The 19,396-nt window shown below is 55.5% G+C and carries 11 protein-coding genes; 7 read left to right on the forward strand and 4 right to left on the reverse strand.

The window, feature by feature from the left end; all coding sequences use genetic code 11:
• The 4 genes from AABB92_RS10870 to AABB92_RS10885 all read left to right on the forward strand — a co-directional run.
• On the forward strand, positions 1–6,307 hold a 6,307-nt coding region (locus AABB92_RS10870), incomplete at its 5' end, for a BapA/Bap/LapF family large adhesin (protein WP_342560937.1).
• A gap of 281 nt (positions 6,308–6,588) precedes the next feature.
• On the forward strand, positions 6,589–7,911 hold the full coding sequence (locus tag AABB92_RS10875) for a TolC family outer membrane protein (protein ID WP_238585851.1): 1,323 nt from the start codon (positions 6,589–6,591) through the stop codon (positions 7,909–7,911).
• A gap of 31 nt (positions 7,912–7,942) precedes the next feature.
• Entirely contained in the window at positions 7,943–10,153 is a 2,211-nt protein-coding gene (locus AABB92_RS10880) for a type I secretion system permease/ATPase (protein WP_046289337.1), read from the forward strand.
• Positions 10,150–11,340 (forward strand): beta-barrel domain-containing protein, encoded by a 1,191-nt coding sequence (locus AABB92_RS10885; protein ID WP_082097619.1) that lies wholly within the window; start codon positions 10,150–10,152, stop codon positions 11,338–11,340. Before AABB92_RS10880 ends, AABB92_RS10885 begins: the two co-directional genes overlap by 4 nt.
• A gap of 88 nt (positions 11,341–11,428) precedes the next feature.
• Here the strand turns inward: AABB92_RS10885 and AABB92_RS10890 are convergent, their stop codons facing one another.
• Entirely contained in the window at positions 11,429–11,992 is a 564-nt protein-coding gene (locus tag AABB92_RS10890) for a TetR/AcrR family transcriptional regulator (protein WP_031375559.1), read from the reverse strand.
• A 109-nt stretch (positions 11,993–12,101) separates the two neighbouring features.
• On the opposite strand from AABB92_RS10890, the gene AABB92_RS10895 reads away from it, so the two are divergent.
• Positions 12,102–13,520, forward strand: a complete 1,419-nt coding sequence (locus tag AABB92_RS10895) for an amidase (protein ID WP_031375558.1) — start codon at positions 12,102–12,104, stop codon at positions 13,518–13,520.
• Between the two features lie 81 nt (positions 13,521–13,601).
• Here AABB92_RS10895 and AABB92_RS10900 read toward each other — a convergent pair whose 3' ends face one another.
• Entirely contained in the window at positions 13,602–14,453 is an 852-nt protein-coding gene (locus AABB92_RS10900; RefSeq protein ID WP_046289336.1) for a Vmh family MBL fold metallo-hydrolase, read from the reverse strand.
• Positions 14,454–14,654: 201 nt separating this feature from the next.
• On the opposite strand from AABB92_RS10900, the gene AABB92_RS10905 reads away from it, so the two are divergent.
• Entirely contained in the window at positions 14,655–15,539 is an 885-nt protein-coding gene (locus AABB92_RS10905) for a LysR family transcriptional regulator (RefSeq protein WP_046289357.1), read from the forward strand.
• Between the two features lie 421 nt (positions 15,540–15,960).
• A complete protein-coding gene (locus tag AABB92_RS10910; RefSeq protein ID WP_031375557.1) occupies positions 15,961–16,272 on the forward strand; it encodes a hypothetical protein in 312 nt (103 codons plus the stop codon).
• 332 nt (positions 16,273–16,604) lie between these two features.
• Here AABB92_RS10910 and gabP read toward each other — a convergent pair whose 3' ends face one another.
• On the reverse strand, positions 16,605–18,020 hold the full coding sequence (gene gabP, locus AABB92_RS10915; protein WP_031375556.1) for a GABA permease: 1,416 nt from the start codon (positions 18,018–18,020) through the stop codon (positions 16,605–16,607).
• 81 nt (positions 18,021–18,101) lie between these two features.
• Positions 18,102–19,388 (reverse strand): 4-aminobutyrate--2-oxoglutarate transaminase, encoded by a 1,287-nt coding sequence (gene gabT, locus AABB92_RS10920; RefSeq protein ID WP_046289335.1) that lies wholly within the window; start codon positions 19,386–19,388, stop codon positions 18,102–18,104.
• Positions 19,389–19,396 lie beyond the last annotated feature (8 nt).

Raw genomic sequence — 19,396 nt, forward strand, 5'->3', positions numbered from 1 at the left:
TGAGGGCGAACCTGAGGGCGAACCAGAAGGTGAGACCGGTTCTGAAGAAGGCACTGGTGAACCTGAAGGCGAGACCGGATCAGAAGAAGAGATCACCAGACCGGTAATTACCGACGACGAAGGTAATGCGATTGCCGATGGCAGCACCACTAACGACAGCACGCCATCCTTCGGCGGCGAAGGCATGCAGCCGGGCTCAACCGTCACCATCACCGATGGCGACACGGTAATCGGCGAAGTGATCGCGGGCGATGACGGCGAATGGAGCTTCACGCCGGATCAGCCGCTGACAGACGGTGAGCACGCCATCGTAGTGGACGGCACCGACGCCAGCGGTAACGCGGTAAGTGATGAAGTCAGCGTCATTGTCGAAACGCCGGTAATCCCTGTCATTGAAATTACTGATAATAACGGCAACCTGATCCACAGCGGCGACACCGTCAACGACAACGATCCGACAATCAGCGGTAAAGATTTCGTGCCCGGCTCAACGATTGTTATTGCCGATGGTGAAGTCGTACTGGCTAACGTCGAAGTGGATGCTGACGGTAACTGGAGCTTTACCCCTGAGTCTCCACTGAGCGAGGGCGAGCACAGCATCAATGTTACTGTGACCGATCCGCAAGGAGTGACCAATGAAGGAAGCTTCAACGTCATCGTTGACACGACACCGCCAGCAGGCGTTGATATCACAGGCATAACCCTTGTTGATGATAATGGTGATGCCGTTATCGCCTCGGATGTGATGGCAGACAATACCCCTACCTTCAGCGGCCAGAGCCTTGAGGCTGGCGCCACCGTCATTGTTCGCGATGGTGACACCGTGTTGGGTGAAACCACCGTTGACGAAGACGGGAACTGGAGCTTCACCCCATCTGAAAAACTTGTGGATGGTGACCACAGCTTCACCTTTGAAGTGACAGATCAGGTGGGTAACAGCAGTGGAATCTCTGATGCGCTGGATGTAGCCATCTCGGTCAATAAAGGCATTAACACCGGTATGGTGGTTAGTGATGACGACGGTAATATCATCACTGATGGCAATCTCATCAACGACAGCACACCAACCTTCAGCGGTAAAGATCAGTTACCGGGATCTACTGTCACCTTAACCGATGGCGATAGCGTGCTGGGCGTGGTCGACGTCGCCGAAGATGGCAGCTGGAGCATTACGCCCGCAGCGCCACTGGACGATGGCGATCATGCGCTGAGCGTGTCGATTGAGGATCACCAGGGTAATTCGGGCAGCGATACCATTAATGTTGTTATCGACACCCTCGCACCAGAACCGATCAGCCTGGCTGACATCACCCTGACCGACGAGGCAGGCACAATCCTGGAGGCGGGCAGTGAAATTACCGAGACGACCCCGACCTTCACCGCCGAAGGGCTGGAAGCGGGAACCACCGTTACCGTCCGGGATAATGGCGTGGTACTCGGCGAAGCGACGGTTAATGAAAACGGTAACTGGACCTTTACGCCAGACGCGGCGCTGAGTGAAGGTGAACACAGCTTAACCTTCGAAGCGGTAGATGCTGCCGGTAACAGCAGCGGTGAATCTGCGGCCGTGGAATATGTTGTGGATTCTGTGGCGCCTGAGGCGGTCAACCTCAGCACAGTGGTGATCACCGATGAAGCTGGGGAGATAACCAATCCGGCAGAAACGCAGAGTGACAGCAAGCTGACGTTCAGTGGCAGCGATCTCGAACCAGGTGCCACGGTGACCCTCTACGATAAAGGCGAAGCGATCGGTGAAACCCCGGTTGCTGAAGACGGAAGCTGGCAGTTTACAGCCGAAGCAGGGCTGTATGACGGCAGTCACGAGCTGACGTTTGTCACTACCGATGCCGCAGGCAACAGCAGCGATCCTTCTGCCGTGCTGCCGTTGAATGTTCAGGCCATTGAGCTGAGCGCGTCAGATAACATCAGTTCAGGCGCTGCGGTAGGCTTCACCTATCCGGTGAGTGTGGAGCAGGATCTGGGGACCGTGCTTAGCGATGGGGGATTGATCGCGTTTAACAACCAGATATCCAGCGATCCGATTGTGGTTGAAGATGGCACCATTATGGATCTGCAGGTTAACGCGACCTCTTCCTCATTCGTTAACGTCGCCAGTAACTCGACGCTGGTACTGCAGAAGTTGGATCCCTCTACCGGAGAGTGGGTCACAGTATCGCAGGAGGAGAGCGGTAACCTGTTCGGGATGTTTGGCATGGGCGCATCGACCTCCTCCATTACGCTGTCGGGATTAACCGCCGGTCAGTATCAGTTGGTCTATACCACTTCAGGGATTAACCTGGGGGCCAGTTTTGACCTCGAAGCCTCGAAGACGGTTTACACCCTGGCAGAACAGGGTACGCCTACCGACTACACCACGGCGATCGGCAACGTCATTACTGACGTCGATAGCGCTTACGGCACCGATGGGATTCCGCACGGCGCTTACACCTCAGTGACGTCGGTGAGCGTGACCAACAGCGAAGGCATAGTGACCTCCGCTGAAATGAACCAGGCATCGCCTAAAACCACTCTGGTTGGCCGCTACGGTACGCTGGTGATTAATGCCGATGGCAGCTATGAGTACACGCCTGATTCGTCAATGGACAGCATCGGTAAAGTGGATTCGTTTACCTATACCATTACCGACTCAGCAACCGGTAAGACCGCCTCAGCGCAGCTGCATGTGCAGATTGGTAGCACCAACGACGCACTGCAGCTGAGCTGGAATGCTACCGATCCGGCGGCTAATGCAGTCACCGATATCGCCTCAAATAACGAAGCGAATGCCAGCATTACGGTGATCTATGAAACCTCCAGCGCCAGTGATACCGACGTTAAGCTCACTGCCGGTGGTACCGAGAACTACTCTTCCACCTTCAGCCTGACCGGCACGGACGATATTGTCACCGGTTCGCTGACGCTAACCACCGAATGGGGATTATTTGGCAACAACTTCGCCACCGATCTGAACATCACTTATGCCGTTCAGATGCAGAACGGTGACGGAAGCTGGAGCACGGTGAAGAGCCAAAACGCAGTGGTAGCGGCCGGACAACATAATGCTGAAGTCATTCAGGATGTGGCGATGGCCGATCTGCTCGAGGGTTTAGGTGAAGGCACCTACCGTGTGGCGATCAGCACTACCGGCGCGGAAAATGTGGTGAAACTCGATCTTGCGGTAGAGACGGTCAGCGCCAGTGATTATGTGATTACCACCGGCGACGTCGCGACAGGCAACATTCTGACCGACGAAGGAACGGACGGCACCGCCGATAAACTGAGTTCGGTGTATACCCGCATCTTTGTCAAAGCCGGCGACAGCAGCAGCGATCGCGCAATTGATGATAGCTATACCCACGTTACCGAAAGTGGCGTCACCATTACTGGCCAGTATGGCACCCTGGTGATTTACAACAACGGCGCTTACACCTACACGCCAGGCACCACTACCTTGCCGGCTGGCTCGGAAGATGTGTTCACCTATGCGCTTAAGGGCGCTAACGGTGAAGTGGTTACCGCGACGGTTACCATTCATCTTGGCGTCGAAGTTGACGGCAGCAACGGAGGCGCACTGGTGTTCCACGGTACTGAAGCAGACGATGTGTTTGATATCCATGACGTCAATTTTACCGCTGTCGAAGGCGGCAACGGCAACGATACGCTGGCGTGGCATGGCAACGGTCAGCTGGTGCTAAGCAGCATCGCCGCTAAGGTCAGCGATATTGAAGCAATCAGTCTGACCTCGACCGATGGAAGCGACAACCTGGTCATTGATGCGCAGAGTGTGGCTGATGTCACCAACGACGCCAATGCGCTGTACATCAAAGGAGTGGCAGGCGATAGCGTTACGCTGGAAGGTGTCTGGGTAAACAGCGGCACGGTGGTGGTCGAGAATGTTTTATATACCCACTATACCGGCACGGCTGCAGACAATTCGTCGGTTGATATTTACCTGCAGCAGGGCCTTACGCTCTCCCCGGTCGAATATCAGAACAGCGAGGACGGTACGGCGTACAACGTGGCGGCGTCGCAAGCAGCAACCGGGACGACCAGTGATGACACGTTCAGCCTCAGCGATACCGGCTTTGCCAGTATTGATGGCGGTGAAGGCTTCGATACGCTGGTGTGGAGCGGTACCGGCACCCTGACCCTGAGTGATATCGCCAGTAAAATCAGCAATATCGAAGAAATTGATCTGGTCAACGACAGCAGTGTGAATAATCTGGTGATCACCGCGCAAAACGTGGCGCAGATCACCGATGATCAAAATACCCTGTTTGTGAAAGGTGCGATAACCGACACGCTGACCCTGTCAGGCAGCTGGGCGCTGAGTGGTCACGAAGTCTTCAATAACGTTGATTACGTGCACTATGTCAGCACCACCGCGGAGGGTCAGGTCGTTAATCTGTATGTCGACAGCGATATTAAGCAGAGCAGCAGCATTACGCTGGCTGAAGATAACGCGGCTGATATTACCGGGCAGGTTTCTCTGCTTAGCGACAGCATCGACCAGACCACCACCTTAAATACGGCGTTTGGTCACTTTAGCAGTGAAAGCTTCACGATTAACAACATCAGCGATCTGCAGGAAATCAGTATCAGCGTCTCCGGTGCTGAGATCGATACCAGCAATCTCGTATCGATCAACTGGTCATTACAGGTTTACAACAGCCAGACACTGCGCTGGGATACCGTGACTGAAGGGTCTCAGCCGATTACTGCAGGCATCGGGCTGAACGTTTCGCTGGAAGGGCAGCCGGCAGGCACCTATCGCGTGGTGGTGGACAGCACCCAGTCCGGTTATCCAGGCCTGTTCTGGACAACCAACTATAATGCGCTGACTGTCCGGGTGGCGGCCAATATTGTCAGCACCACCGATTACAAAGTTAGTACCAGCTCAAGCGTGACGGGCTCGGTCTTTACCAGTGACAGCGCCAGTGACAGCGCACTTCTGGTGAAATCGATCGCCGCCGGGATCGTCTCCGGAGCAGCAAGCTATACGCTGATTGCCGCCGCAGGCACTACCGTTACCGGGACCTACGGTACGCTGACCATCCATAACGACGGCAGTTACACTTATCAACTGAACAGTAACTCGGTGATAAAACTGTCCGGCAGCGAAGACACATTTACCTATGTGCTGGCTGACGGTACGGTTAAAAACCTGGTCATGACGCTGGGTGTCGCCGTGGATGGCTCAGAAGGCGGGGCGCTGATCTTTGCTGGCACGGTGGGCAATGACAGCTTCATGATCCACGATACCCAGTTCACCTCGGTGGATGGAAAAGCGGGTCAGGATACGCTGATCTGGAACGGTGAAGGTGACCTGCAGCTTAGCGAAATTGCCGGCAAGGTCAGCAATATTGAAGCGATCGATCTGCAAAGCAACGCGGTAGCAACGGTGCTGATGCTTGATGCCGATGATATTAAAAACATCACCGACGACAGTAACGTGCTGTATGTGCGCGGCGGCAGCGAAGATTCACTCTCGCTGCAAGGGGTCTGGCAGGCGAATGGGGCGGAAACGCTCAACAACATTACCTACACCCTCTACACCGGCACGGCGCTTGATGGCACGCCGATCACGCTCTACGTCCAGCAGGGGCTGACTTTCAACGAAGTGGCTGAGGGCATAACCGGATCGCTGTCTGAAGATGCGTCGGTAGTGTCGGTCAGCCAGAATGGAGAAGTGATGACCGTTGCTGATGATGCGGTGAGCTTCAAAGGCGCTTATGGCACCCTGACGATCGACGGTGAAGGGCATTACAACTATGTTGCGGATGTCACACATGCGCAAAGCGGGCTGACCGATACCTTTACCTATACCCTGTCAGACGGCAGTAATGCTGCACTGAGTTTTAATCTGGGCATTGATGTTGATGGCAGCGCCGGTGGCGAGATTCTGTTCAGCGGCACCAAAGGCGGCGATATTTTCGAGGTATATGACACCAGTTTCACCTCCATTAACGGTGCAGACGGTCAGGACACGCTGGCGTGGCACGGCAGCGCGCCATTGAACCTCAGCGATATTTCGGCGAAGGTCGATAATATTGAAACCATCAACCTGCTGAACGACAGTGAAAACGACAAACTGATTATCAGCGCGGAAAGTTTGCTGAAAGTGACTGATGACAATAATACGCTTTATGTCAGAGGGGCTGATGGGGATACCGTCACGCTGAAAGGGAGTTGGGATCAGTCGAGCGATCTATTGGTTAACGGTGTCAGTTATCACCAGTATACCAGTGCGGCCGCCGATGGTTCTGTCGTGCAGTTGTATGTCGAAGATGATGTCAATATTGGTTAATAAAAAGTAATTAGTAATGATGGCGGGCTGGGTTTTTATTTCCAGCCCGTTATTCCTGCCTCTTTTTAATAACACTTATATTCATTTACACCAGAGTGCTTCAGATAAATATGAGAAAATTATTTATTACCCTTTATTGTGTAATAAGCATGCCCTGCGCTTTTTCAGCGGAAAAGGGGCGCAATCCCTTTACCCAGGCTGAAATAAAAGAAGCGCCGGCAGGGTTTTGGGGCGCTTTTTCTGATACGCCGGATCCAGCGACTACGCCAGCAGGCAGTGCTGTGCTGGCGGACAAACTACAGATCAAACCGGCTCAGATTGAGATGCAGCCAGCCGAAAAAAATCAGGCCAGTCGTAATCCACATTTACCTGCTGAATGGCCCACCGACTGGCAGCAGGCTATTCAGCAGGCGGTTAATTATCATCCCTCAATTGGCAGCAGCATCGCCACGCTTGAATCAGCTGGCTTCAGTATTGATGCTGCCAGTGCAGGCTATCTGCCGGCTATAAAAGCTGGCATCACCTCAGGTCGCCAGGAGGATGAAGGCAATGGGCAGATCGCCACGGTAGGCCTCTCTCAGATGCTGTATGACTTTGGCAAAACCGGCAGCGCAGTGGATCAGGCCAGCGCGAAATATCTGCGCCAGCAGGCCGCTGTACTGGCACAGATCGATACTATTATCCAGCAAACTGCGCTGGCGATGAATGAAGTGTATCGATACGCGCAGCTGCTTGATAATGCAAAAAAAGAAGTCAAAGCATTACGCAACATCCTGGCGCTGACGCAGATGCGGGCCGACGCGGGCGCCAGTACCCGGGTTGATCCGGTCCAGGCGCAGGCGCGTGTGGAAGCCGCGCTGGCGCAACAGCAGGATATTGAGATCAAACTGCAGCAGCAGAAGTATCACCTGCAGTCACTGATCGGCCAGCCGCTGGGTTCCACTCGCCTCTCTGCGCCCGTCTCGCTGCTGCCGTTAATTGAGCGCCAGCGCAACCATATCGATCTCAACCGTAATCCAGAGATTCTTATGGCGCAGGCAGATGCAGCCGTCGCCCAGGCTGAATTACGCAGCTATAAAGCGCAGCGTTATCCCACGGTGTCGCTGGAAGCGAACAGCAACAAATATATGGGTGATATCGCCAGCAGCCAGCGTCACAGTCAGTATCAGAACGTCTATTTATCGGTGAACAGTACCCTTTATCAGGGTGGCGCATTGGTTGCTCAGGAAAGTGCCAGCGCCCGGGCGCTTGAAGCGGCAAGATCGGCCATTGCCAGTAAAAAACTGGACATAACCGATCAGCAACGCAACTATTTTCAGAGCGTCAACGGCCTGCAGCGTAATATTTCATTACTCAGCCGCAGAATGAAAACTATTCTGGAAACGCGTTCACTCTACCGTGAGCAATATTTATCGTTAGGTACCCGTAACGTGCTCGATTTACTGAATGCCGAACAGGAAATTAGCCGGGCCGAACAGGATCTTATTAATGCCCGCTGCGATTTATGGGCTTCATCGGTTAATTATGTGGTGCTGGCCGGGTTGGCCCGGGAAGCATTTAATTTTGATAACCAGCTTATCCAGGGTTTGCGTATCACGTCTTAATACGCCTCGCAGTGAGTAAGAGAAAATTATTATGATAAAAACCGAACGCAACGAGGATTTTTCATCCTCCCGGCAACCTAAAAAAACCTATACGCCGTGGCTGGAAGCGCTGCTGCTGGTGGCAAAACATTATCGTCTGGATGGCTCGCCGGAGCGGGTTAAAGGCGAGGCGGAGTGGCAGTTACACCAGCTTAGCCAGGAGCAACTGATTGAAAACATGGCGCGCCAGCTGGGATTATTGGTCATTTTTGATGATTTTCATCCGGACCTGCTGGACCCGTGGCGTCTGCCGCTGATCGTCGATTTCGGCCCGCGTGGCGTTGGGGTGCTTACCACGCTGGGCGAAGAGGGCAAAGTCAGCCTGATGCTGAATGGCGAGCAGCAATTGCAGACCGTGCTTACCCTTGATGAACTGGCGGAACATGCGCAGCGTGTGCTGTTAGCCAAACCGGAGACCTCGGTACCGGATGCGCGGGTAGATGACTATATCAAACCGCATCGCGCCGACTGGCTGTGGCAAACCATTCTGAAAGAGTGGCCTGCTTACGTGCACGTCATGTTCGCCTCGCTGATTTCCAACGTGCTCGGCCTGTCGGCGATGTTATTTACCATGCAGGTTTACGACCGGGTCATCCCCTCACAGTCGGTTCCGTCTTTGTGGGTGTTGTTCGGCGGGGTGATGATTGCCCTGACCTTCGTCTTTATCATGCGGATTATCCGCACTCATATTTCAGATATGGCGGGCAAGAGCGCTGATTTGCGGATCTCGGACCGGGTGTTTGGTCATGCGCTGCGCATCCGCAACGATCTGAGGCCAAAATCGACCGGCTCTTTTATTGCTCAAATCCGTGAGCTGGAACAGATCCGTGAACTGATTACCTCAACCACCATCTCTGCTATCGCCGATCTGCCGTTTCTGATCATCTTTCTGTTTATTCTCTGGCTGCTGGGCGGCTGGCTGGTGCTGGTCCCGCTGGCGGCTCTGCCGTTGATCATTATTCCCGGACTGCTGGCGCAATCTTCACTGGCGAAACTCTCTAAAGCCACGATGCGTGAATCGGCGGTACGCAACGCCATGCTGGTTGAAGCGGTTCAGGGCATGGATGACATCAAACTGCTGCGCGCTGAGCCTTACTTTCAGAATCAGTGGAATCATCTGAACGAGGCGATCAGTAAATCATCGAAGAAGCAGCGCTTTATCAGCAGCTTGCTAATGAGCTGGACCAGTGAAGTCCAGACCGTGGCGTATATCGGGGTGGTGCTGGTGGGGGCCTTCTTTGCGATGAGCGGCGATCTTTCCACCGGCGTGCTGATCGGCTGCTCAATGCTGGCGTCACGCATGATGGCCCCGCTCGGGCAACTGACGATGATTTTCAGCCGCTGGCAGCAAGCCAAAGTCGCGCGCGAAGGCCTCGAAAACCTGCTGAAAAGCGAGGTCGATCAGCCTGAGCGCAGCGTGCAGATCCATCGGCCGCGAATTTATGGCGAATACAGCTTCTCTGAGGTGAGCTATCGCTACGATCCCAATTCGCCCAATCCGGTTATTGCGGTCAGCAAACTGACCATCGCGGCGGGCGAGAAGCTTGCGCTGCTGGGCCGCAACGGCTCAGGCAAATCAACCTTATTACAGATGATGGCCGGATTGTTACAGCCAGGCGAAGGTGCGCTGCTGCTCGACGGGGTTCGTCTCTCTTCGATTGATCCGCTGGATGTACGCCGTGATGTCGGCCTGGTCAGCCAGACGTCCTCGCTGTTCTACGGCACGATTCGGGAAAACCTGCGGTTAGGTATGCCGCTGGCGACCGAGGAAGAGATGTTACAGGCGCTGGAGATCAGCGGGGCGATTGAGTTTATTCGCCAGCTGCCAGAGGGAATGGATTACCCGTTGCAGGAAGGCGGAAAAGGGCTCTCCGGCGGGCAGCGGCAACAGCTTTTGCTGGCGCGCGCCATCCTGCGTCAGCCCAGCGTGCTGCTGCTCGATGAGCCAACCGCCTGGCTGGATGATGGAGTAGAGAAGCACCTGATTGAAAAACTGAAGGTCTGGATGGGTAACCGGACGCTGATCATTGCCACTCATCGCCCGGCGGCGCTGCAGCTGGTGGACCGTATCCTGCTGATTGAGAACGGTAAGATTGTCCGGGACGGAAGCAAAGAAGCCATGCTGGTCAGCCGGCCGTCCAGCGCTGAACCGACGCCTCACCACGGCAGAGTCAATCTGAACACTTCAGGAGCCGCAAAATGATCACCACTCCTCTTTCTGCTTTGAAGAAAAACAAAACGGTACGCTTCCGGCAGTGGTTCTCTGCTGGCGGCATGATCGTGATGGCGGTAATGGTGATGCTGCTGCTGTTCTTTATCTGGGCATCAAATTTTGAGCTGGATGAAGTCACCGTCGGGGTAGGTAAGGTGATTCCCAGTTCGCATGAGCAGATTATTCAGTCGCTGGAAGGCGGGATCCTGAAAGAGCTTAAGGTGCACGAAGGGGATGTGGTCGAGGCGGGCCAGGTCCTGGCGCTGCTGGATCCGACCCAGATCGACTCCGGCCTGCAGGAAAGTACCTCACGACTGCGCGCTGCGCTGGCAACCGCCGCGCGCTTACAGGCGGAAACCGCCGGTACCGAGCTGACATTTCCTGCTGAGGTGGGCGAGGATCCGGCGCTGGTGGCAGCCGAAACCGCGCTTTATCACTCGCGTCGTGAAAATCTGGAGAAGACGGTAAGCGGACTGCGTGAAGCGTTAAGCCTGGTTAACCGCGAGCTGCAGTTGACGTCGTCACTGGTTTCCAGAGGGGCGGCCAGTAACGTCGAAGTTCTGCGGCTCAAGCGCCAGGCTAATGAACTGAATAACAAACTCAGCGATGCCGAAAACCAGTATATCGTACGGGCGCGTGAGGAGCTGGCGAAAGCCAACGCGGAAGCGGCCTCGCAGCGCTCAATTATTATCGGGCGGGCCGATACGCTGAAGAGAACCGTTGTGGTCGCGCCGGTGAGAGGGATTGTGAAAGATATTGAAGTGAACACGGTGGGGGGCGTTATCCCGCAACGTGGCAACCTGATGGAGATCGTGCCGCTGGATGAACAGCTGATCATTGAAGCGCAGATCGCGCCGCGTGATGTGGCTTTTATCACCCCGGGTCAGCGCGCCGTGGTCAAGCTGACCGCGTATGACTTTAACATTTACGGCGGGCTGGAAGGAGAGGTTGCCTCGATATCGCCTGATACGATTCAGGATGAGGTTCATCGCGACCAATATTTTTACCGTGTTTATATCCGGACCGATAAAGACTATCTGGTGAACAAAAAAGGGAAGCACTTTCCGGTTTATCCGGGAATGATCGCCATGGGGGAGATCCATACCGGCAGCAAAACTATCATCGAGTATCTGCTCAAGCCGCTTAACCGGGCCCGCGAAGCGCTGCGCGAACGGTAAGCAAAGCCGTAACGCAGAAATCCCCCACCGGGTTGGTGGTGGGGGTGAGAAACCCGATCGGGACGTGCCAGGCCCGATAACCCGGCGCTTAAGCCGGCAGCAGACCGGCAGCCTGATAATCGGTTATCAGCGCATCAAACAGCGAAATGTCGGAACGGCTGCGGGCCAGCAACTGTGCCCCGGCCACGGCGGCAAAAATGGCCCGCGCCCGTGCCTGACTCTGCGCCACGTCGGTCATGCCGGTTTCCTGCAATCGCGCAGCCAGCCAGGCAATATTCACTTCCGCAAAATGCTGCACCTCGGTCTTCACCGCCTCGGGAAGATCGTCATATTCTGCGGACATAAAGCTGCCCATACAGAGCCGGTTTTCGCTTTCCAGCGAACGGCGGAAAATATGCGGATACTGGCGCAGACAGGCCGCTGCATCCGGGTTTGATTCACGCAGTGCGTCAAGATCGGCGGCAGTATCTTCCCAGTAGCGTCGGGCAACCGCCGCCCCTAATTCCGCCTTGCCAGGAAAATGGTGATAGATGCTGGCGGCTTTGATGCCGACTTCACTCGCCAGTTCGCGGAAGTTGAGGCCGACATAGCCATGGGCCTGCGCACTTTTACGTGCCGCCGACAGGATCGCTTCTTTTGCATTCTTACTCATAGTGTCTCCTCCGGTGAAGTCATTATCCTACCATCTGGCAGGTAGTTATTGACAGCGTAAAATAAGCGATCTACTGTTTACCTACCAATTGACAGGTAGGGGAATGAAAATGCAAAATGAACTCTTTTTTAACGACGCGACTGAACTGGCTCAACTGATTCGCAACGGCGACGTTTCACCGGTGGAAGTGGTTAAAGCACACCTTGATCGCATTGAACAAACTAATCCGCAGGTTAATGCGATTGTCACGCTGGCGGAGAACGCACTGAGTGAGGCAAAAGCGGCTGAGCAGGCTGTCCGTTCAGGTCAGCCGCTGGGACCTCTGCACGGCGTACCTTTTACCGTCAAAGATTCGATTGATACCGCTGGTGTGATGACGCAGCGCGGATCGCCAATCTTCAGGCATCGTATGCCGTCGCAGGATGCTACCAGCGTGGCGCGGATGAAAGCGGCCGGCGGCATTCTGCTGGCTAAATCCAATCTGCCTGAATTCTCATACTGGATCGAAAGCGACAATTTACTCAGCGGCCGCACGAACAATCCCTGGGACCTGACGCGCACGCCCGGCGGCTCTAGCGGGGGCGAATCTGCCGCCATCGCCGCCGGGATGTCGCCACTTGGACTGGGCACCGATCTGGCCATTTCTGTCCGTGGTCCGGCGTCTCAGACCGGTATCACCTCAATCAAAGCCACCCATGGCAGCATACCGATGACCGGTATTTGGCCGCGCGCACCGCGTCGTTTCTGGCATGTCGGCCCGATGGCGCGCTCCGTACGCGACATAGCGCTCGCTTTCTCATTGCTGTCGGGCCCGGATGGGCAGGATGCTTTTGCTACCCGTGCCGCCCATCCGCTACCCGATTATGGTGTCCAGCCTCGTCCGCTGCGGATTGGCTGGATGACCGGACCCGGCTTCGGTCCGGTTGATGCGGAAGTGGCGGCGGTGGTGAAAGCGGCGGCCGCGGCACTGCAACAGAGCGGGGTGCAGGTTGAGGAGGTGGAGATTGCCGCGCTGGAACGTGACTTTGCGCTGGACGTGTTCAACCGTCTGCACGTGATGGAGATGAAGCCTGCTTTTGCGGCAGCCGTGGCGGGCCGGGAGCCGGCGGAAATCTATAAAATGGCCAGAACCATGCTGTCACTGCCCGATACGCCGCTGCAGGCGTACATCGAAGCGGAACAGGCAGCAGAGCGTATCCGCGATGGCTACGCCGATTACTTCTCACGTTATGATGCACTGATTACCCAGGTACTGCCGACGCCGGCGCATAAGCACGGGATTGAACAGCTGGTGATTGATGGGCAGACGGTGGATGTCAGCTGGCTGCAGGCGGCCACGGTCCCGCTTAACGTGACCGGATTGCCAGGTATTGCCTTACCCTTTGGTCAGAGCAGTGAAGGCTTGCCGATCAACATTCAGATCACCGGGAAATGGCACGATGAAGCGACAATTCTGGCTATTGCTGCCCGGCTTGAAGCATTAAGTCCGGTTGCGGGGCTGCATCCCAGACAGCTGACTGCAGAATAATTCCACAGCACCGCAACGCGGCTGACGACCCGCCGTCCCGGGAGAGACGGCGGGTCAGGGCGCGTGAACAATGCGTTCAGCTTACCATTTCATTTCGCCGGTATTCACTTTGGCACTGAGTTCCAGTGACCCTTCTTCTGCCAGCTGTGGCCAGGTAGCTTTAACCGCGCTGATGACCTGCGATGAGGTTTTATATTGCGCCAGAACCGCGTCAAAGCTTTTGAGGTAATTGAGGGTGAAATCTACCGCCTGACTCCCGGCCGGGCGTTCGCCGAGGTAGTGCCCCGGAATGACATTTTTCGCCTTCAGCCCCTGCATTTCAGTCAGCACGTTGCGCCAGGCGGTGCGGCTTTGCACCGTCTGCGTATCGGCGGTCCAGACATGAATGCCGGATGAAATCGCCGTTCCACCCAGAATGGTCTTTTCCGACGGGACCCAGACGTAAGCGGCATATTCATCCGGATGACGCAGCTCCAGCACTTCTCCATCGACGCTGAAGCGGGTTTGATCGGTGACTTTCGGCAGGGTCAGTTTATCCGGCGCGCCCTTCTTCATCTGCGGTCCCCAGTATTTCAGCTTGGCCTGATGCGTCTGCTGAATGTGTTTCACCACGCCCGGCGTCGCAACCACCTTCACGTCAGGATAGGCCTTCACAATCGGTTCCAGACCAAAGTAAAAATCAGGATCGCCAGAGGTGATGACGATCTCTTTCAGCGTTTTACCGCTCCGTTTAATCATCTCAACCAGTTTTTCACCGTCAATGGTGCTGAACTGCGCATCGAAAAGAATGGCTTCTTTCGGTCCGCTCACCAGGGTTGAGGAAACGGCAAAAATACCGTCGTGCTGCGGGTTGTAGGTTTCGAATTGCAGCGGGGCCGCCGTGGCGGCGGCCGAGGCCAGAATCAGCGTTAACGGTAACAGCGTGGTTTTCATTATTAATCCTCAGAGTAGCGGAAAAGGTTGCCTGACGAACTTCAGCGCAGTCACCGGTGGAGAATGCAGGCGTTACTGCTCGCTCATCCGCTGGCGCTTTATTTATCTGCACATCACCGGGCGCTATTTTACGGCTTTTGTTATCTGATAGAATTCCCGCAATCAGAGATGCTGAGTTTCATAAATCGTACAGGTGATGAGATGGATCGCGTGACAGCCGCAGCGGTGTTTAACCGGATATGTGAGTTGGGCAGCCTGAGCGCGGCGTCACGGGCGCTGGGCATTTCGCGGCCGATGGTCAGCCGCTATCTGGAAGAGATGGAAAAGTGGGCCGGGACGCGCCTGCTGCACCGTTCATCGCGTCGGTTGACTATCACCCCCGCCGGCGAGGCAATTTTGCTGCGAACCCGTCAGCTGGCGCGGCTTTCGGAAGAGATTGAGCAGGAATCGACGCAGGCGATGCCCGCCGGTACGCTGCGTATCGCCTGCGCGCATTTTACCGCGACTCACCTGGTCGGCCCGGCCATTCCTGATTTCCTTAGTCGCTATCCGGCGCTGCGTATTGAGCTGGAAATTAATAATCAACCGGTCAGCCTGATAGGCGAGCGCATCGATCTGGCGATCCGCATCACAGACGCGCCGGAGCCGGGTGCGATCGCGCGTCGTCTGGGCGAATGTCGTTCGGTACTTTGTGCCTCGCCGGGTTATCTGGCGAAACAGGGAACGCCACAGACGCCAGAGGCGTTATCGTCGCACAACTGTCTTTATTACAGCCGATTTGCCGGACAAAGCTGGCATTTTACGGCACCACAGGGTGAAAAGATCGCCGTGGCGGTCAGGGGGAATTTCAGTGCCGGCATCTCATCGCTGTTGTGTGATGCCGCCATTGCCGACTGCGGTGTGGCAATGGTGCCCGAGCAGGAAGCCCGCAGCAGCCTTGCTAGCGGCAAGCTGGTGCAGTTGCTCCCTGATTACCGGCCACAAACATTGGGTATCTGGGGACTTTATCTGTCGCGCGAGCACCAGTCCGCCGCGCTGCGGCTGTTTCTTGATGAGCTGTACAAAAGTATCGCTCAGGTAAGTTGATTCATTGATGCTGTCATCATGTGTTTATGCGTGCTGGCCAGCGTAAGGTTAAACAATTAACGCCTGATAATTAATAAAGTCAGCAGGTGCGTTACCAGAATGCGATGTGGAAATGCTGTCGGTAATTTCTGCCTGTTTCATGATGCGTTTATTTAGATGCTCGTATAGAAGACCAGTCAGTAAACCGGCATTTTATGGACTGCATGAATAAGTAAATTTCAGATCGCGTCAAAAAATCAGCGGCTACGCTATACTTGATTTTGTTCAGCCATTTTCATTGTTTTATATTGCACGCCAGCGGTCGTCTGAATCTCTGGCTCTTTATCGCATCAAACCGTTTCTTTCCCAGTGTTTTTATCTCTGAGCTTAATGTATCGGTGCAGCTGCCGATAACAGGTAAACACATCCAGGAGAATGCACAATGAAATCATATCGGTATGCTTGTCTGGCGACACTGCTATTTACCCTGGCCGGCCCGTCTGCCAGCGCAGAGATGGCGTCATCTTCAGGTGCGATCGGCTTCAGTGGAGGAATATTCACGGCCTCCTGTAATATGAAAGTGATCCACAATCCTGCGACTTTTTATTGCTCCGATCCGCAGAATGGCCAGACGGTAGTCCGCACCGCTGACCTGATGAAGTCGCAGTCACTCGACTCTCTGCCCGTGACTGTGGCGACGCACTGGCTTGATGCCGCTAAACGTAAAGGGATTATTTCGGTCACTTATCTTTAAATGACGCCACTGTTGAGGTTATAAACAACTGCGGGTCAGCGCTGTGAATGACGCTGTCCCGTTTTGCCGGTTGTTATAAATGATAGATCCTCGCTTTTTACTGATTTTTTAATGTAAATCGGCAAAGTTGAATCAGCTTTTTATCAACCTGTTCGCCACGCGGGTTAATTCAGTCTTCATTACGGCTGAATGGGAGCTGTCACGCAATAAACGGCCTGTTAATAATTTCGTCAGGCTCGCCGCCAGAATAATGCAGCCTGAAGCCGGAACGGAAGAAATGGTGAGTTATTGAACAGCGCCCCTCCCTGGGCGTGTTGATGGAGAGCTTATAATCAGGAGTGATCGGAAGAGTGCAGGGGATAAAACTTCGCGCTTAGCCGTTTCTCTCTTTTGCGGTGCAAAAGGTAGCTGGTGGCGATGATTACCAGCGTCAGCCCGCCGGTTGCCAGCAGTTCCGCCTGATGACGGTCATCAAACAGCATCACCACCAGCACCGTAACGATAAACAGGATGGTAAACCAGGTGAGGCCGGGGAACAGCCACATCCGATAGCTCAGCACTTCACCCGCTTTTTCGCGCTTTTTACGCAGTACCAGATGCGAGGCGGCAATCACCAGGTAAACCAGCAGCGCAATAGCACCGGAACTCGCCAGTAAAAACTCAAATACTACGCTTGGGGCCAGATAGTTGGCGATCACCGCCAGAAAGGCGGCACCCGTAGAGAGTAGCACCGCAATCCACGGCGTGCCGCTGCGGTTGGTGCGGGAGGCGGCCGCGGGCGCATCTTTACGGCGTGACAGTGAATAGAGCATCCGCGATGAGGTATAGAGCGCCGAGTTGAGGCAACTGCACACCGCCATCAGCACCACCAGATCAACGATCAGCCTGGCGTGCGGGATGTTCATCGCCTGTAGCACCGTCTGCCAGGAACCCTGTTGCACCAGGCCCGGCGTATTCCACGGTACCAGCGCCACCACAAAGAATATCGACAGCAGATAAAACAGCGCGATACGCCAGATGACCGAGTTGGTTGCCTGGGTAATCTGCTTACCAGGATTCTTCGACTCGGCGGCGGCGATAGTCACAATCTCGGTGCCCATAAAGGAGAACATGGTGGTGAGGATCGCGGCCATCACCGCGCCCATTCCGTTCGGCATAAAGCCGTGGGTATCATACAGATGTGACAGTCCCTGAGTCCCGCTGCCGGGCAACCACCCCAACACCGCCGCCGCCGCCACGCCGAGAAACAGAATAATGGCGGCGATTTTGATCAGCGCAAACCAGAATTCAAACTCGCCATAATTTTTCACACTCAGCAAATTGGTCACGGTCAGAATAAGTGTGATGGCGAGAGTGAACTGCCAGATAGCCACCTGTGGATACCAGGCATGCAGTATCGTTCCGGCCGCATTGGCCTCCAGCGGGATCACCAGCACCCAGAACCACCAGTAGAGCCAGCCGATGGTAAAGCCCGCCCAGCGGCCGAGCGCCTTGTCGGCATAGGTCGAAAACGAGCCGGAATCAGGCGATGCGACCGCCATCTCAGCCAGCATTCGCATAATCAGCACCACCAACGCTCCGGCCGCCGCATAGGAAATTAATACTGCCGGTCCTGCCTCTGAAATGGCGTGGCCGGAACCCACAAACAATCCAGCACCAATTACCCCGGCGATGGAAAGCATCCTTACGTGGCGAGGCTTCAGGTTTTGCGCCAGCGAATCATCATTCGCGTTGTGAGTCATTGTCATGTCATCGTCTCCGACGCTGCGTCCGGGATGTGGCCCGGACGAGCAGGGGGATAGAGCCCGGATGAATCAGCCGGGGGGGAATCAGGCCGGAACGCTACCCTGAGTCACGGGCGTCAGAGCCTGGCTGAGCACCGCGTTCAGAATATCCAGCGCCTGGCTGAACTGCGCATCGGGGATGGTGAGCGGATAAAGGAAGCGGATCACATTGCCTTTCGCGCCACAGGTCAGCAGCAGCAGGCCATTCGCCATTGCCGCCTGCTGCACCGCCTGTGCATCGCCGGGCTGATGAAACTCCATCGCGACCATCGATCCCAGCGCGCGGACGTCGGCAATCGCCGGATAAGTGGCATGATGTTTTTGCAGTTCCGCCTCCAGCCAGGCACCTAATTTGACGGCGCGCTGACACAGCTGTTCCTCTTCAATCACATCCAGCACCGCATGTGCGGCGGCAATTGCCAGCGGATTACCAGCGTAGGTGCCGCCAAGGCCGCCGGGTGAGGGCGCATCCATTACCTCGGCCCGACCGGCAACGGCGGACAGTGGCATCCCGCCTGCCAGGCTCTTGGCCATGGTGATGATGTCCGCTTTCACCGGATAATGCTCCATGGCGAACAGCTTGCCGGTACGGGCAAAGCCGCTCTGAACTTCATCCGCAATCAGCAGGATGCCGTGGCGATCGGCCAGCTCGCGTAGCGACTGCATAAAGGCCAGCGGCGCAGCGTGGAATCCGCCTTCGCCCTGTACCGGTTCCAGCACAATGGCGGCGACGTCGTGCGGCGCAACGTCCTGACTAAAAATGTCGTCAAGGCTGCTGAGTGCCGCTGCAACACTGATCCCCTGTACCTCGCTGGGGTAGCGGGCGTGCCAGACTGAGGCCGGCATCGGGCCAAAATCCCGCTTGTAGGGGGCCACTTTGCCGGTCATCGCCATGGTCATAAACGTCCGGCCGTGAAACGCGTTGCCGAAGGTAATGATGCCGTGACGACGGGTATAGGCTCGCGCCACTTTGACAGCATTTTCTACCGCTTCCGCGCCGGTGGTGAAGAATGCCGTCTTCGCCGGCCCGGCAATGGGTACCCGCTGATTGATGCGCTCAGCAAGGGCGATGTAACTTTCATATGGGGTGATCTGGAAAGCGGTATGGGTAAACTTCGTTAACTGATCGGCGACCGCCTGTTCAATGCGCGGATGGCGATGACCGGTGTTCAGCACCGCGATGCCGCCAGCGAAATCGATCCAGCTGTTGCCAGCCTGATCCCATAAGGTGGCGTTCTCGGCCCGGGCGACATACCAGTCGCAAAGCGTACCGATACCTTTAGGCAGCGCCTGTGCTTTGCGTTGCTGCATCAGACTATTTTTTTCGCTCATTTGATCCA

The sequence above is a fragment of the Pantoea brenneri genome (genome assembly GCF_038594305.1).
GTDB classification, from domain to species: domain Bacteria; phylum Pseudomonadota; class Gammaproteobacteria; order Enterobacterales; family Enterobacteriaceae; genus Pantoea; species Pantoea brenneri.

Excerpts from the sequence above, each read along its gene's own strand:
- AABB92_RS10880 (WP_046289337.1), top strand. The coding sequence starts at position 7,943 with ATGATAAAAACCGAACGCAACGAGGATTTTTCATCCTCCCGGCAACCT.
- AABB92_RS10885 (WP_082097619.1), top strand. The coding sequence starts at position 10,150 with ATGATCACCACTCCTCTTTCTGCTTTGAAGAAAAACAAAACGGTACGC.
- AABB92_RS10890 (WP_031375559.1), bottom strand. The coding sequence starts at position 11,992 with ATGAGTAAGAATGCAAAAGAAGCGATCCTGTCGGCGGCACGTAAAAGT.
- AABB92_RS10895 (WP_031375558.1), top strand. The coding sequence starts at position 12,102 with ATGCAAAATGAACTCTTTTTTAACGACGCGACTGAACTGGCTCAACTG.
- AABB92_RS10900 (WP_046289336.1), bottom strand. The coding sequence starts at position 14,453 with ATGAAAACCACGCTGTTACCGTTAACGCTGATTCTGGCCTCGGCCGCC.
- AABB92_RS10905 (WP_046289357.1), top strand. The coding sequence starts at position 14,655 with ATGGATCGCGTGACAGCCGCAGCGGTGTTTAACCGGATATGTGAGTTG.
- AABB92_RS10910 (WP_031375557.1), top strand. The coding sequence starts at position 15,961 with ATGAAATCATATCGGTATGCTTGTCTGGCGACACTGCTATTTACCCTG.
- gabP (WP_031375556.1), bottom strand. The coding sequence starts at position 18,020 with ATGACAATGACTCACAACGCGAATGATGATTCGCTGGCGCAAAACCTG.
- gabT (WP_046289335.1), bottom strand. The coding sequence starts at position 19,388 with ATGAGCGAAAAAAATAGTCTGATGCAGCAACGCAAAGCACAGGCGCTG.